This window comes from Flavobacterium sp. KY-23415 (assembly GCF_055384985.1).
Window position 1 is genome coordinate 2571409 of the sequence record NZ_AP044001.1, and the last position, 15698, is coordinate 2587106.

Below are 15698 nucleotides of genomic sequence, written 5' to 3' on the forward strand. Positions count from 1 at the left end.
AAAAATGAACACGCCCCAAAAAGTTAGACACCATTTGGGGCATTTTTTATGGAAAGAAAAGTTAAATATGATTAGTTACACATTTTGCAAAATTCGGCTTTAACTGTAGTATTTCGCAATAGATTTTTGTTTTCTTTTTGCCAATTGCACCAAGCGTTTTTGTTTAATTGATAGGCTTTTTTTAGAATGTACTCTAAATCGTCGCTATTTTCATTTGTAGTTCTACCAGCATAAGTTTGTGCTAATAATAAGGCTTCTTCTTTGCTGAAAGTAGGTTTCTTCATTTCTGCTTTTAATAAAGGAATTGTCATCCAGTAGGAATTCCAATGATTTAAAAATAATCCAAGATTTACTCTGTCTTTTGAAGATTTAATATTATTCTTAAAACTATTGTAAACTTCTTTAAAGTAATAATTCACACTTTTTGAATCGTTAATATGATTAGCATAATATAGCGATACATAATTGTAATTTGCTGTCAAATTTAGATCATTGTCAAACAATTCATAACGTTGTTCTAAACTTTTCGGTTTTGTAACATTGGCTAACTTAGTAGTAGAAATATCCCAAGTATTTAGTAAATCTTCATTGGTAACACAGTATAGATTCAATAAATTGTGTTGTGTGTTTTTATTGAAAGAATCATATTCGTTTAACCAATGTTTTAAGAATTGTACTGTTTTAAAAGGGTTGTAATGATGGTGTTTTATCAATGCTGCGCACGCATTTTGTACTAATTTTTTATTAGTCATTAATTCACTAAAAACAATTTCATCGAAAATGGCAAAACAATCAGCAACATCATAGAGTTTTGCAAGTGCTAAGTTAGCTTTGTTGTAATCTTTTTCATAAATCCCAGTACGCAAATTAACTTCGTAAAGGAATTGCTGATATAATTTATTATTTGGGTTTTTAGTTTCTATTGCTCCATAATAATTAGCTACAAGTTTGGAAACACGTTGTTCGTCTAAATACCTGTTCCAAGTTTTTTTATTCGCATTGATATAGTTTCTAATTTCTTCTTTTGATTTTGTAGCCAATTCGCCTAAATTTTCCATTTCAAGTTGAATATAGCAAGTTTCCCAATTTTCTTTAGCTATTATTTTTGAAGGTTTAAGAGTTATGTCTAAATGTTCTTTTCCATAGTTTTCAATAGCAATTGCTCTTTCTTGATATAGTTTTCTATTAAGTTCTTCATTTCCTTCTATAGAGCTATAACTATAAATTTGGGTAGAATGAATGGTTTTGTTAGTGATTGTAAAAGGAATTTCAATTTCCTCGATTACTTCTACATATTCTGCTTCCGATAAAGAAGCAGTATTCTCATTTGTGGCTATTTCATCGAAATTTTCAGAAGATAGAGTATTATACTCAATAATAATTCCATTTTCAGAAATAGCATCAAGATTTGAAAATGAATCATTAGTAATATATTCATTGGTGTTTTCAAATTTCTCAACAATTTTATTACGCTCAAAAGCAAAAGAATGTTCGTCTGTTTTAATAATTCCTTTGTTGCTAAGAATGGTGTTTTTCGGAATTTCTACTACGGGTTTAATAGGAAATAAAGCGATAGAACTTGACTCAATATCGATAGGAACTACATATTCACAAGCACAGTTGCTGAAAATGATAATCATATTTAGGGTGAAATTTTTGCCTTTTAAATGCTCTGGTACTTTTCCAACTTTGGTTATTATTTTAAAGTCATTTTTAGCCTTGTTATTACTTAATAGTTCATCTCTATAAATGGGTTTAGAGAGTATGCCATCGTAAATAGGAGAAACATCAAAATTGTTTTTAGATGCACATTGAAATTGATTCTCTTCAACAAAATCAATCGCAATAGCATCACTTGGATCTTTGAAAATTCGTTTAAATTTTTCAATGTCATAATAGTAAAGGATAACATCATCACCTTCAATTCGAAGTCCGTTGCCAATATGAATTTGATCTCCTAAATCGACATTTTTGCAATAAATACTCTTTTCAGATAACCCAAATGCATTGTTAGATAATTGATTAGGAATAACGACACCCTTTGCTCCAAAAACATTGGTTGCGTATAAACGTCTTGTTTTCTTGTCAAATGAAAAAGCAATTCCAGCTAATTCATAATCTTTACTAATCATGTTTTTATAATGTGGGGGCGATCTTTTCCATTGCAGAAAGATTTTTGTTGCTAAAGCAAGAATAGCCGTTTTGGAATAGTCCTTTACATCTATAGTGGTATAAAGTACATTTTCTCCAAATACATTAAAATCGTTTCCTTGATAAAATTTTATACGGTCTTTCGGAAATTTTTTGTAGGCAATCTTTTGTTCGTGCGATAAAATATTTTGTTCTTTCATATAGATACTATGATCTTGAGCAGCTTTGAATAATATTGGATCTTCCTTTAATTCGCCTAGTTTTAATGTTTTTCTGTGCAAATTAATTTTTTTCAATACTTCATCACTTAATTGATTGTAATCTATGTTTAAATCCTGTGCAGAAACGGAACAGAGATTTAAAAACAATATGGCTAATAATATTTTACGCATGGTTGGTGTTTTAGGGATGACTATTGTGAAACTAATATTGTTTTCAATTGATCTAAAGTAGTTTCTTTAAGGTTGATGTTAAAGTTGAATTTAGAATCTTTGTTTACATAGAAAACGTCATATAGATATTTCTCATTAGAATTACTAACCACAACAACTTTCGTCTTACCAGCAATTTTAAAAGGTCTCTCTATTGAAGAACATGAATTGAATGATTCTTTAAGGAATGTCTTATAGTTCTTGTAAATATAGTATATTGAAAAATTAGTTATTTCTTCATGGTTAGCAATGTTTAAGCTTAATGTGACACTTTTCTCGACATTAATAACTCGATCACAATTAATCCAACCTAATTTTGAAGCGGTAAAAGTTTCTATTTTGTGATTTTTTTGATAGAAATCATTTCGTTGTACTATTTTCTCTTTTTTCTCTTGAGAAGTTAGTTTATTGTTGGTATTAATATCTGTATTTTCAACATATTCTCCATCATCAAAAACAATATCTAGCGTTTCTTGAACATATATTTGTTTCCTTCTATTATTATCATCTCTAATTAAGCGTTGCAATTCTAAAGAATCTCTTTTTCTAATGATTTGAATACTATCTCTATTTATATCTTTGAAATAACCACCTGCTCCTGATGCATCCACTGTAAGACCAAATTTGAAATTCTTTACAATGTCAATAATTGATGTGTCAACTTTTATGGGTTCTATAAATTTCCATTTAAAAATAGAGTCATTGTCATTAGTGTAAATATTGCTTTTCTCTAAAATAGTATTAGGGAATTTTGCTGTGAATTTTTTTCCTTCTTTTATGTTTAACTGCTTTCCTTCTTCAGTAAAATTTATATATATCATTCCAGAAGATTCTAATAGTTCGTCTTTATCTGTAATTGTAGATAAACCGTTTAAAATCATGTCTTCTTTGGTGAAATACTCTTTTAGTTCGAATTTTATTTTACCATTTGTATAATTATCAAACAAATCAAAAGGAATAGCGATTTCTGTGCCTAGTTTTCCTTTTAGAACTGTGTCGTTTTTTAGAATAAATTCACTAGTATGAAGATTATCTGTCTTTAATTGAGATTCAATTTTTGCTAAATCAGATGTTTTTTCTTTTTCACATGAAATGAAGAATAAACCAAAAAGGATGTAAAGGTAGTTTTTCATAAAAAAGTCTTTTTTTTATGATTCTCAAACTTCGTGCCAGTTGTTAACGACTTGTTAATTCTTGTAAATTAGTTCGCATTGTTCAATAATGAGTTTTGAAGTATCATTATGGCCAATTTTCACAAAATAAAAAGGGATATGTTTATAGAAATATTTGTAAAGTTGTTCTTTAATGATTTCAGTTTCGGTGGTTATATCCTCTTTTTTTGATTGTATTCCTATGGTGTAATAGGGTTTTTCGTTTCCAGAAACATTGACATATACACCAAGATACAAAGCTTCAATATTCATGATTCTTTGTTTAGTTTTCAGAATAGCTTTAGTGATCGTTTTCTTTTCTGAAAGACTAACTTTATCATAAACAGAATGGATATATAAAATTTCAACTTCTTTATTGTTTATTGCGTTTTCTGTTAGGTTTATTAAAATGTCTTGTGTAACATCAATACCTCCATTTTTATTATGCTTGTAAATTTTATACGTTAAATAAGGACCAGAAAATAAAAACCAAGGACCACAAAGGAAATTTATTCTGTTGTATTTATTTTTATAATAGTTAAAGTCATTTTTATTTTGAACCAAAATCGCAGGAGAAAAGCGTAATAAAGAGACTAGACCTAGACTAATTCGATAATTGAAGATGACGAATTTTGATCCTTTGTCTATTTTTGATTGAATTTGTTCTTGAGATAGATTATCAATATTGTCAAGCAGGTATTTCATTCGGTATAATTTTGGCTTTTAAACGAAATCAAATGTTTTTTGTTTCAATTCATTTAGTCAATTAAAACTGCCTGTAATAATCTAGTTATTTTAATTAGAGTTTTTTTTGAGGCAAATAATTCTTTTACTTTATTGTCGTTGGCCAAACAAAGCCAACGACAATTATGATTAGATAAATGCTTTAGTCAAAAAATTATATCCCCAAATAATTGCTTGGAGTAATTTGTTTCAATTCAGCTTTAATAATATCCGAAACATTTAAAGTGTCAATAAAAGCTTGGATAGATTCTTTGTTAATTACAGTATTAGTACGTGTTAGTTCTTTTAAAGCCTCATAAGGGTTTGGATATCCTTCACGTCTCAAAATTGTTTGAATAGCTTCTGCAACCACTGCCCAATTTTTCTCTAAATCTTCAGCAAATTTAGCCTCATTCAATAGCAATTTATTCAACCCTTTTAAAGTTGCTTCAAAAGCAATAACAGTGTGTCCAAAAGGAACACCAACATTACGAAGAACAGTGCTATCTGTTAAATCTCTTTGTAAACGAGAAATAGGGAGTTTTGCAGAAAGATGTTCAAAAATTGCGTTAGCAATACCTAAATTACCTTCACTATTTTCAAAATCTATAGGGTTTACTTTGTGTGGCATTGCCGATGAACCAATTTCACCTGCTTTGATTTTTTGCTTGAAATAGTCCATAGAAACATATGTCCAAATGTCTCTATCTAAATCAATTAAAATGGTGTTAATGCGCTTCAAAGCATCAAAAAAAGCAGCGAAATGATCGTAATGCTCAATCTGAGTTGTAGGGAAAGAGTGGTGTAGTCCTAAAGTATTTTCAACAAATTTAGATCCAAACGCTTTCCAGTCATTGTTAGGATAAGCTACTTTGTGAGCGTTATAATTTCCAGTTGCCCCACCAAATTTAGCAGCAAAAGGGACATTAAAAAGTAAGCGCATTTGTTCTTCTAAACGCTCAACAAAAACTAAAATTTCTTTTCCTAAACGAGTAGGAGAAGCGGGTTGACCGTGAGTTCTAGCTAGTAATGGAACGTCTTTCCATTCAATACTCAATTCTTTTAATTTTTGAATAACAGCAATTAAAGAAGGTAAATATACATTTTCAAACGCTTCTTTTGTAGAAAGCGGAATTGCAGTGTTGTTAATATCTTGAGAAGTTAATCCAAAATGGATAAACTCTTTGTGTTTTTCTAACCCTAAAGCATCAAATTTACTTTTAATAAAGTATTCAACGGCTTTAACATCATGATTTGTGACTTTTTCTGTTTCTTTTATCCATAAAGCATCCTCAGTCGAAAAATTAGTGTACATTTCTCTCAAGGCAGGAAAGACTGAAGGGTTAACTTCGGAAAGTTGAGGCAAAGGTAATTCGCATAAAGCAATAAAGTATTCTACTTCAACCAAAACACGATATTTAATAAGTGCCTCTTCAGAAAAATAAGGAGCTAAATTTTTTGTTTTGTTTCTATATCTACCATCAATGGGAGAAATAGCATTAAGTTCGGTCAATTGTAACATTTTGTTGTTGTGTTGTTTGTTCTGAATAGTATTCAGAAATGAATTAAAGATTAGCTTCAATTTTAAAGATGCAAATATAAGTAGAAGTTTATAAAGATAAAATGCTTAATTGGTTTAATAAATTATTTGGAGCTATTCCTGCTGTTCACTATATCTTTTCATTTGTTGGTAAACTACAAATAAAAAGGATGTCGTTACCATCAGGGCTATTTTTAGTTTTTTTCGTTTCTTTGCTGTAAAGAAAAATGAAAATGAGATTTAACGACAAAGCACTTTTAGCATATTTAGAAGGATTTATTTCAGAAAACAGAAAACAACGTTTTTTAGATATTTTAGCCAATAGGACTAGGCATTTTACAATAGCAGTAGAAGATGTGTATCAAATGCATAACACAAGTGCTGTAATGCGTAGCTGTGAAGTTTTTGGAATTCAAGAATTAAATGTAATTGAACAAAAAAATAGTAAGACAATAGATAAGCAAATTGCCTTAGGCGCAGAAAAATGGGTAGATATTAACGAGTTTGCTAGTAATAAAGCATGTATAGATAAGCTTCGAAAAAAAGGTTATCAAATTATAGCAACAACACCACATAATGAGTCTTGTTTTTTGCACGAGTTTGATATTGCCAAGCCATCGGCCTTGTTTTTTGGAACAGAAAAAGAAGGTCTTTCTGAAGAGGTTATGAATAATGCAGACGGCTTTTTAAAAATTCCAATGGTTGGCTTTACAGAAAGTTTAAATATTTCGGTTTCAGCAGCTATAATTATTCAAGATTTGACCAATAGACTTCGTAATTCAAATATAGATTGGAGACTTTCCGAAGACGAAATAATGGAAAAAAGACTAGATTGGACAAGGAAAACAATTAAAGATATCGAATTTGTTGAAAGTAGATTTTACGAAGATAAACAGTAGATTAAAAAAACATTACTTGTTTTTCTTCAGAATTTTATATTCTTCATAACAGGAGCTAATTGCCTCAAGAATCTGTAAATCATTAGCTGTTTTTATAAAATATTCAGAATAATTACAATTTTGAAGAATTTGTGGAATATCATCTTTGTCAATTTCTAAAAGAGCAGCAAGTGTTTCTCTATCAAATTTTGTAGCCAAAAGATTTCTAACGGTATCATCCTTTTTCATTTCTTTTAATTTTCTCATTTGCCTAGGCCTTTTTCCAAAAGCATTATAGAGAAAATCTGCTGGATTAAAAATGGCTCCTAAAACTTTTGTTACAGCTCCTGGCGATTTTTCACCAGCTTCATAACCAGCGTCTAAGCCAGAAATACTGTAGCGGTAATCGCTTTCGTTAACATGAATAAGTTTGGTGTCGACTTCCATATATCCAGTTAAATTATATTTTGAAATAATAACTTCCTCAAGAGCATACGCTTTTTCTGTAAGAACAATTTTTGAAGTTTTGTTTTTTACCCAATCATTCGTGATTTTTACTTTTATTGTTTCAAAACCTAAATAGGAAAACATTAAAGTATCGTTTAATTTTGCATTTAATTCAAAAAAACCATTACCGTCAGAAATAGTACCATGCACTTTAGTGGTGTTAATAACGTGAACATTACTTATGGGTAATTTAGTTTCATTGTGTATCACAGTTCCTTGAAGTTTAGTCGTCAAAGTATCATTTTGACCTATAGTCAAATTTGATAGTAAAAGAAATAAAAAAAGTGTAATATATCTCATGGGGTAATTATTGATTCAAAAATACAAATCAAAAAGAGATTTTTTTTGTTTTTTTCTTTTTTTTATAAGAAAATTAACGAATCCAATTGTTGTATGTATTCTGTTATAGGAAAACAATTACCGTTTCAAAAAAAAATAAAATTTGAAATTTTATTTTAAAAAAAAAAAACCTGCTGATGCAGGATTTTTTAGTGTGTTAGCTTTTCTAAAAGCGATTTATTATTATTCAATTTTTTTAACTGATCTGGATTTAAAGAAGCTTCAATTTTTTTTAAAATAGTGTTCGAAATAACAGCTTTGCGCTCGTCATTTGTTGCTTTAGAAAGCTCATTATGTTTGTAATAGAATAATCTATAAAAATCAGCTTGAGCTGTTTCATCTATTTGTAGGAATTCAGTAAGATCTTTAGTGTTGCTTTTAGCTAATTTAGCTAACTCAGGATCTACATTCTCTTGAGCAAATGTGCTGAAACTAAATGCAAAGAATAAAACCACAAAAGCGAATATTTTTTTCATTTTTAAAAGTATTTGTAATTAATAACTACCAAATCTAATTTTTTTTTTTGATTAATCCAAAAAAATGTATAATTTTTTATTAATTCTCTTCGATGTGTTTGTTGCTTTTTTTGTGTTTTTTTCGGTTATGATGGGCTTTTTGCTTAGTTTTTTCCCATTTTTCAAACTGTTCTGTTGTTAATGTTTCTTTGAGTTTGTTTTTCATCTCAATTTGAAAATCTAAGCTTTCGTTTTTTATTTCAAATCTTTCATCAGTACTTAGTTTTTCGTTTTTCTCTTTTCGAGTTTTTATTTCTTCTTTTTTTAGAGCTACTTTTTCCGCTTGTTTTAAAAGGAAAGGTTTAATTTCTTTTTGTTGCTTTTCTGTTAGGTCTAGCTCTAGGGTCATTTTCTTAATGCGTAGCTCGGCTATTTTTTCAGGATCCATTTTTTCAGTTGGTCTTTCTTTTTTTTGTGAAAAACTAATAGTATTAATAAATAAAATTATTAATAGTGTTGCAAATTTTAAGTTCATTGTTTTCATAATTAAAATATTTAAGATTTAATAATTAGATGTTTTTTTACTAAAAGGGTTTAATGTAATGTTGCTTAAAAAAAAGAAAAACAATAAATAATTATAATCTCATTTGTATATTTGCATTGTGAAAAAAGCAGTATTCATTTTAGCCGTTTTTTTGTTGGTTAAGCCAATTATTCCAGTATTGGATTATATTGTTAATTATGACTATATTGCAACAGAACTTTGTGAGAATACTAAAAGACCAGAACTCAAATGTAATGGTAAGTGTCATTTAGCAAAGGAACTCGCTAAGATTTCTGAAACTGAAAAACCAATTTCTTCAGACAAAAAGCAAACTTTACACCAGGAAATTGAAGTGTTGTTTTGTAATTCAATCGAAGAATTAAACTTTATGTTTAATTTTAATTTTTCAGAAAAAGGAAGCAAAACTTTCTATCAAGATTTGTACGAATCTGTTGCATCTTATTCTGTTTTTCATCCTCCCATTTTTATTTAATAATTATTTTAAAAACAAGGGTTTAATTTCAGTATGAAGTTTGAGGTTAATTACACTTGTTTTAAGTGTTAATTCAGAAATAATGAATTAATATGACATTGATGTGTCTAAAATTTGCTTGGTTCTTGTCAAGCAACAATCTTTCTATTAATTATTTTAAATAAAAAAAAATGAAATTTCAATTAAAAAATATAATAACAATAATAGCTTTAACTTTAGTAATAATATCATGTTCAAAAGAGGATGATGGTGTGATAGATACTTCTCAAACAGGAAAAATTAAATTAGAATTTGATCAAGTATATAAAGACGCAAATTTCGCTGCAAATACAGCCTATACAAACTCTAATGGGGAAGTGATTAAAATAACGAAAGCAAAATACATCGTAAGTAATATTGAGTTAATTAGATTTGATGGTTCAGCTTATGTTGTTCCAAAAAGTGAGAGCTATTTTATTATTGATGATTTAACACCTGAGACTACTTTGTTGCAACTTTCAAATATTCCTGCAGGAAATTATACAAAAGTAAAATTTGGAATTGGAGTTGATGAAGCACAATACAATTTGGGTGATGGAGGACAAGGTAACTTTTTAACAACTGCTCAAAATGCGGGAATGATGTGGTCTTGGAGCGCGGGTTATAAGTTTGTGGCATTTGAAGGTACATTTACCTCTACAACAGTAACTACAGATGCTCAATTTAAAGTGCATACTGGGAAAACAGGTACGGATTATAACTATACAACTGTGACTTTAGACTTTCCAGATAATGCATTGGTAAGAACAAACATAACACCACAAGTGCATATTATGGCTGATTTATCACAATTAATTGATGGGATTAATAAAATAAATTTTTCGGAACAAGCCACAATAATGGGGGGAGCTAAATTGCCTTTAATTACTGCTAATATTTCAAATATGTTCGAAGTGCATCACGTGCATAATGACTAAAATAACTATAAAAGCTGCTAATTTTTATTGGCAGCTTTTATAAAAAAAAATCAAATAAAAAATGAAAGTAAAATACATACTATTGCTTGTTTTTTTTATACTTTTTAGTTGTTCAAGTGATAAGCAAGATGAAACTTATGAAAATATTCCAATTGATTTTCAAATTCCGAGCAATTTTCCTCCGATCTCACAAGATTTAACGAATAACCCTTTGACTGAAAAAGGTTTTGAATTAGGGAAAAAGTTGTTCTATGAAGGCCGTTTGGCTTCAGACGGGATAGTTTCGTGTGGTTTTTGTCATATTCAAGAAGATGCATTTACACATCACGGACATACTTTTAGTCATGGAGTTGGAGATAATATAGGAATTCGAAATACACCACCTATACAAAATTTGGCTTTTCAGAGTGTTTATATGTGGGATGGTGTAACAACGCATTTAGATTTGCAAGCTATTATTCCTTTTACAAGTGAAATTGAAATGAATGGCAATTTTGCTAATGCGATTGCAATGATGCGTGCAGATCCGGAATATCCAAAATTGTTTCAACAAGCATTTCCTGATGGAGAAATTAATTCGGAAAATATGCTAAAAGCATTAGGGCAGTTTATGGCTATGGTAACTTCGTCCAATTCTAGATTTGATAAATATAGAAGAAATGAAGTGGGAGGGACAATGACTACAGATGAGTTAGAAGGATATGCTATTTTTAATCAAAAATGCGCTTCTTGTCATGCAACCGATTTGTTTACGGATAATTCATTCCGAAATAATGGTTTGTCCGTAAACCCTGCTATAAATGATGTTGGGAGATACAGAGTAACCGAGTTGGAACAAGATAAATATAGGTTTAAAGTACCTAGCTTAAGAAATATTGAAAAAACCGCACCCTACATGCATGATGGACGTTTCTTTACTTTAGAAGCTGTGCTAAATCATTATAGTTCAGGAGTGGTTAATTCTTCAACTTTAGATGCTTCTTTAAACGAAAATGGAACGTTAGGAATTCCATTAACAGCGTCAGAAAAAGCAAAACTTATTGCTTTTTTGAAAACGCTAACAGATTATCAGTACTTAACCGATAGACGTTTTTCAGAATATTAAAAGAATGAAAAGAATAATAATAATTTCAATGCTAATTTTTCAATTCGGTTTTAGTAATGAAAAAGATAGCACTTTGGTGATAAATCCTTTTTTGAAACACCGTATGAGTTTTGAAAAATATGATTTTTGCGATGCTTGTGGTTGTTCTGCAAGTGGCGGAAGTATGGGGTTTGCTTCGATGTTGAATTCTAATTTTGTAGGGATTCGCTATTTTAACCAATCCTATGAAAGTAATGATGGTTTATATAGTAATTCGCTTTGGTATCAAGAAAAATTTAACACAGTTCAGGTTTGGGCAAGAATTCCAGTGATGAAAAACGTGCAAGTATCAGTTTTAATTCCATATCATTTTCATTCTAGAGAAAGGGCAATAGGAGTCCAAGAAATTGAAGGTTTGGGCGATATTACTGTTTTAGGAATGTATCAAATATATGAAGCAAAAAAAGACAGTGCTATTTTTAATCATTCTTGGCAAATTGGAGGTGGGGTGAAAATACCAACAGGTAATTTTAATGAAGCAAATTCGGGTGCAGTAAATCCGAGTTTTCAAGTAGGAACAGGGAGTTGGGATTATCTTTTTGCAACCGAATATGTTGTGAAAAGAAAACAATTTGGTTTGAACAGTATGTTTAATTATGTTGTGAAAACAGAGAACGACAAAAAGTATCGTTTTGGAAATCAAATCAATTATGCAAGTATTTTGTTTTATTGGTATGAAACTTCAAAGTTTGTTGTTTCACCACAAATTGGAATTGCAGGAGAAGTATATGAAGATAATTATCAACATGGTCAAAAACTTAGAAATACAGCAGGAGATATTTTGTTCGGTAAATTGGGTTTTGAAATAGGGAAAGATAAATTCTCCTTAGGAGCTAATATGATGTTACCTATTAATCAAAATCTTACTGGAGGTAATGTGAAAGCAAATTATCGTTGGAGTGTGAACCTTAATTATAGTTTGTAAAAAAGAAAAACCATTAAGGTGTTTAGAAATTAAGTTACGTCTTAATACAACTAAATACCTTAATGGCTATATATAAAATGATTTCTCGGTATAATTATTTTCCTAAAAACTCAGCAATTTTAGCATCACCATCTACTTTAATTTTCATTAAACCATGTTTGGTAATTCCTTTACTAGCTGCGTCCCATTTTTTACCACTTAATTCTGATTTCATTTTTAGATCTCCAATAGTAATTCCTTCGTTGGCTTTAAGAATTTCGACAATGTGTTTTTCATCTTCCGTTAATTCAGGTCCTTTTTTCTCAGGACGCATTTGTGGGAAAAATAAAACTTCTTGAATCGATGCATTGTTTGTTAAGAACATCATTAATCGATCCATTCCAATTCCTAAACCAGATGTTGGAGGCATTCCATATTCTAAAGCTCTTAAAAAGTCTTCGTCAATAATTCCATTCGCTTCATCATCACCTTTTGCCGCTAAAGCCATTTGGTTTTCAAAACGCTCTCTTTGATCAATAGGGTCATTTAATTCAGAATAAGCATTCGCAATTTCTTTACCACAAACCATTAACTCAAAACGTTCTGTTAAATTTGGATTGTCTCTATGTTCCTTACATAACGGAGACATTTCTTTCGGATAATCTGTAATGAAAGTTGGTTGAATAAAATTTCCTTCACATTTCTCGCCAAAAATTTCATCAATTAACTTTCCTTTACCCATAGTTTCGTCAACTTCAATGCCCATCGATTTTGCAGCTTCAAACAATTCTGTTTCGGTTTTTCCAGTAATATCAAAACCTGTAAATTGCTTAATTGCGTCAGTCATTGTTACGCGAGCATAAGGTGCTTTGAAACTCACTTCTTTATCACCAAAAACCACATCAGAAGTGCCATTTACTTGTAATGCACAATGCTCTAAAAGATTTTCAGTAAATTCCATCATCCAGTTGTAGTCTTTGTAGGCTACATAAATTTCCATTGCTGTAAATTCTGGATTATGTGTTCTGTCCATTCCTTCATTACGGAAGTTTTTCGAAAACTCATAAACACCATCAAAACCACCAACGATTAATCTTTTTAAGTATAATTCGTTTGCAATTCTCATGTATAATGGAATGTCTAAGCTATTATGGTGTGTAATAAACGGTCTTGCAGCTGCTCCACCTGGAATAGATTGTAAAACAGGAGTTTCAACTTCTATATAGCCAGCTTCGTTAAAAAACGAACGCATAGCATTAAATAATTTTGTTCTTTTTATAAAAACTTCTTTCACTTGTGGGTTTACAACTAAATCTACGTAACGCATTCTGTATCGCAATTCAGCATCAACAAAGGCATCATATGTTTTTCCTTCAACATCTGTTTTAGGTAATGGTAAAGGGCGTAATGTTTTACTTAAAAAAGTAAATTTATCCACACGAATACATTTTGCACCCACTTTTGTAGTGAATAATTCACCTTCAACGCCTACAAAGTCACCTAAGTCAGTTAATTTTTTAAAAACTTGATTGTAAAGTGTTTTGTCTTCATCTGGACAAATAGCATCTCTGTTTAAATACAGCTGAATTCTTCCTTCACCGTCTTGTAATTCGGCAAAAGCAGCTTTACCTTGATCACGAACACTCATCAATCTTCCAGCAACAATAACGCGTTTACTTTCTTCGAACTTTTCCTTTATCTGTTTCGATGTGTGATTTACAGGAAATAAATCTGCAGGATAAGGATTAATACCAAGGTCACGCAAAGCTTTAAGCTTGTCTCTTCTAATGATTTCTTGTTCTGAAAGTTGCATAATTATTAATAAATTGTATTTAAGTTTGCAAAGATAAGGCATTGCAATGTATTCAGCAATCTTTTGTAGTTATTTTGAAGCGAAAGCAAAAGACATCTCAAGTAAACCATTTTCCTGCCATGCACTTTATCTTTCATTGCGAGGAATGAAGCAATCTAAATACATTTTTTTTTAATCGCAATGAAAGGATATCGTTTCTGTCAGGGCTATCAGTTTACTATTTTGTATATTTGCATTATTAATATTCAATACACTATTTGTGATCCAAAATAAAAAAATTCAGCTACAAGATTTAGGGAATAAAGATTATAAAGCTACTTGGGATTATCAAGAAGAGCTTTTTAAAGGAATTGTAGATACTAAGGTAGTAAACCGTAGAGAAGATGCGAATCTAGAAACATCTAATTATTTTCTTTTTGTAGAGCATCCACATGTTTATACGTTAGGAAAAAGTGGAGATTTGTCCAATCTATTGCTTTCGGAAAAACAATTAGAAGCAAAAGGGGCTACGTTTTACAAAATAAATAGAGGAGGAGATATTACCTATCATGGTCCGGGTCAAATTGTAGGGTATCCTATATTAGATTTGGAAAATTTCTTTACCGATATTCATAAATATTTACGTTTTTTAGAAGAAGCTATTATTTTAACCTTAGGAGAATATAACATTCAAGCAACACGAAGCGAAGGAGAAACTGGAGTTTGGTTGGATGTTGGAACTCCATTCGCAAGGAAAATTTGTGCCATGGGAGTTCGTGCCAGTCGTTGGGTGACGATGCATGGCTTTGCATTAAATGTAAATGCAGATTTAGGTTATTTCGATAATATTATTCCTTGCGGAATAAAAGGAAAGGCGGTTACCTCAATGCATGCGGAATTAAACAGGTATGTAGATGAAGAGCAAGTGAAAGAAAAAATAATAAAACATTTGTCAGATTTGTTTGAAGCAGAATTTGTTTCGTTATAAATCCAATTTTAATTGATCGGGTAATAATCTAAAACTCATTCGGTGGTATTTTGTGGTGCCATATTTTTTTATGGCTTCACGGTGTTCCTTTGTTGGGTAGCCTTTGTTTTGTTTCCAGTTATACATTGGGAACTCTTCATGGATTTTGTCCATATATTCATCTCTATATGTTTTTGCTAAAACAGAAGCCGCTGCAATACTTAAATATTTTGCATCGCCCTTAATGATGCTCTTATTTGGGATTGATTTTAGTGTTTCAATTTCTTCTAATGTAAAAATTTTACCTTCGTTGTTTTTTAAGCCTAGTTTAGAGAAAATAGCACTATTACCATCTACAATTATATATTCTGGTTTTTGGTTTAATTTTAAAACGCACTCTTGCATGGCTTTCATAGAAGCATTCAGAATATTTATTTCATCAATTTCTTTATTATGAATATGTGTAAAAGAAAAAGAGATTGCATTTTTTTCGATTTCGGGTCTAAGCAAATGTCTTTTGGTTTCAGACAATTGTTTGGAATCGTTAAGTGAATCCGATTTAAAATCAATAGGTAGTATGACGGCAGCGGCTGTAACTGGTCCAGCAAGACAACCTCTGCCAGCTTCGTCAGTACCACATTCAAATTCGAACTTTGTATAGCGATTAATTAACATTTTTTATTGCAAAAATATAATTTTAACGCAACTAATTTCTGTTTAAAG

The 15698-nt window shown here is 30.3% G+C and carries 15 protein-coding genes; 6 read left to right on the plus strand and 9 right to left on the minus strand.

Translation table 11 applies throughout. From position 1 onward, the window contains the following. Positions 1–71: 71 nt before the first annotated feature. The 4 genes from ACZ49Z_RS11080 to purB form a co-directional block, all read right to left on the minus strand. Positions 72–2543, minus strand: a complete 2472-nt coding sequence (locus tag ACZ49Z_RS11080) for a CAP domain-containing protein (RefSeq protein ID WP_464304385.1) — start codon at positions 2541–2543, stop codon at positions 72–74. Positions 2544–2563: 20 nt separating this feature from the next. After that, positions 2564–3715 (minus strand): hypothetical protein, encoded by a 1152-nt coding sequence (locus tag ACZ49Z_RS11085; protein WP_464304386.1) that lies wholly within the window; start codon positions 3713–3715, stop codon positions 2564–2566. Between the two features lie 54 nt (positions 3716–3769). Then, on the minus strand, positions 3770–4438 hold the full coding sequence (locus ACZ49Z_RS11090; protein ID WP_464304387.1) for a hypothetical protein: 669 nt from the start codon (positions 4436–4438) through the stop codon (positions 3770–3772). 193 nt (positions 4439–4631) lie between these two features. Beyond that, the gene (purB, locus tag ACZ49Z_RS11095) at positions 4632–5978 is read right to left on the minus strand and encodes an adenylosuccinate lyase (RefSeq protein ID WP_464308065.1); all 1347 of its coding nucleotides are present in this window, start codon (positions 5976–5978) and stop codon (positions 4632–4634) included. Positions 5979–6229: 251 nt separating this feature from the next. On the opposite strand from purB, the gene ACZ49Z_RS11100 reads away from it, so the two are divergent. Then, on the plus strand, positions 6230–6895 hold the full coding sequence (locus ACZ49Z_RS11100) for a TrmH family RNA methyltransferase (protein ID WP_464304388.1): 666 nt from the start codon (positions 6230–6232) through the stop codon (positions 6893–6895). 12 nt (positions 6896–6907) lie between these two features. On the opposite strand, the gene ACZ49Z_RS11105 is transcribed toward ACZ49Z_RS11100, so the two are convergent. The 3 genes from ACZ49Z_RS11105 to ACZ49Z_RS11115 all read right to left on the minus strand — a co-directional run bounded on the left by ACZ49Z_RS11105 (position 6908) and on the right by ACZ49Z_RS11115 (position 8719). Further along, a complete protein-coding gene (locus ACZ49Z_RS11105) occupies positions 6908–7681 on the minus strand; it encodes a carboxypeptidase-like regulatory domain-containing protein (protein ID WP_464304389.1) in 774 nt (257 codons plus the stop codon). A 188-nt stretch (positions 7682–7869) separates the two neighbouring features. Further along, positions 7870–8196 (minus strand): hypothetical protein, encoded by a 327-nt coding sequence (locus ACZ49Z_RS11110; RefSeq protein WP_464304390.1) that lies wholly within the window; start codon positions 8194–8196, stop codon positions 7870–7872. Between the two features lie 79 nt (positions 8197–8275). Beyond that, a complete protein-coding gene (locus tag ACZ49Z_RS11115) occupies positions 8276–8719 on the minus strand; it encodes a hypothetical protein (protein WP_464304391.1) in 444 nt (147 codons plus the stop codon). A 118-nt stretch (positions 8720–8837) separates the two neighbouring features. Here ACZ49Z_RS11115 and ACZ49Z_RS11120 point away from each other — a divergent pair, with 118 nt between their 5' ends. The 4 genes from ACZ49Z_RS11120 (at position 8838) to ACZ49Z_RS11135 (ending at position 12237) form a co-directional block, all read left to right on the plus strand. Beyond that, a complete protein-coding gene (locus ACZ49Z_RS11120) occupies positions 8838–9212 on the plus strand; it encodes a hypothetical protein (protein ID WP_464304392.1) in 375 nt (124 codons plus the stop codon). A gap of 170 nt (positions 9213–9382) precedes the next feature. Further along, a complete protein-coding gene (locus ACZ49Z_RS11125; protein WP_464304393.1) occupies positions 9383–10168 on the plus strand; it encodes an MbnP family protein in 786 nt (261 codons plus the stop codon). A 61-nt stretch (positions 10169–10229) separates the two neighbouring features. After that, complete coding sequence (locus ACZ49Z_RS11130) at positions 10230–11273, plus strand: cytochrome-c peroxidase (protein WP_464304394.1); 1044 nt, start codon at positions 10230–10232, stop codon at positions 11271–11273. Positions 11274–11277: 4 nt separating this feature from the next. After that, complete coding sequence (locus ACZ49Z_RS11135) at positions 11278–12237, plus strand: transporter family protein (RefSeq protein ID WP_464304395.1); 960 nt, start codon at positions 11278–11280, stop codon at positions 12235–12237. 94 nt (positions 12238–12331) lie between these two features. Here the strand turns inward: ACZ49Z_RS11135 and lysS are convergent, their stop codons facing one another. After that, complete coding sequence (lysS, locus tag ACZ49Z_RS11140; RefSeq protein WP_464304396.1) at positions 12332–14029, minus strand: lysine--tRNA ligase; 1698 nt, start codon at positions 14027–14029, stop codon at positions 12332–12334. 259 nt (positions 14030–14288) lie between these two features. Between lysS and lipB the strand changes: the two genes are divergently transcribed. Then, a complete protein-coding gene (gene lipB, locus ACZ49Z_RS11145; RefSeq protein WP_464304397.1) occupies positions 14289–14996 on the plus strand; it encodes a lipoyl(octanoyl) transferase LipB in 708 nt (235 codons plus the stop codon). On the opposite strand, the gene ACZ49Z_RS11150 is transcribed toward lipB, so the two are convergent. Further along, a complete protein-coding gene (locus tag ACZ49Z_RS11150; RefSeq protein WP_464304398.1) occupies positions 14991–15650 on the minus strand; it encodes a ribonuclease HII in 660 nt (219 codons plus the stop codon). The two genes, lipB and ACZ49Z_RS11150, sit on opposite strands and share 6 nt — an antisense overlap. Positions 15651–15698: the final 48 nt, after the last annotated feature.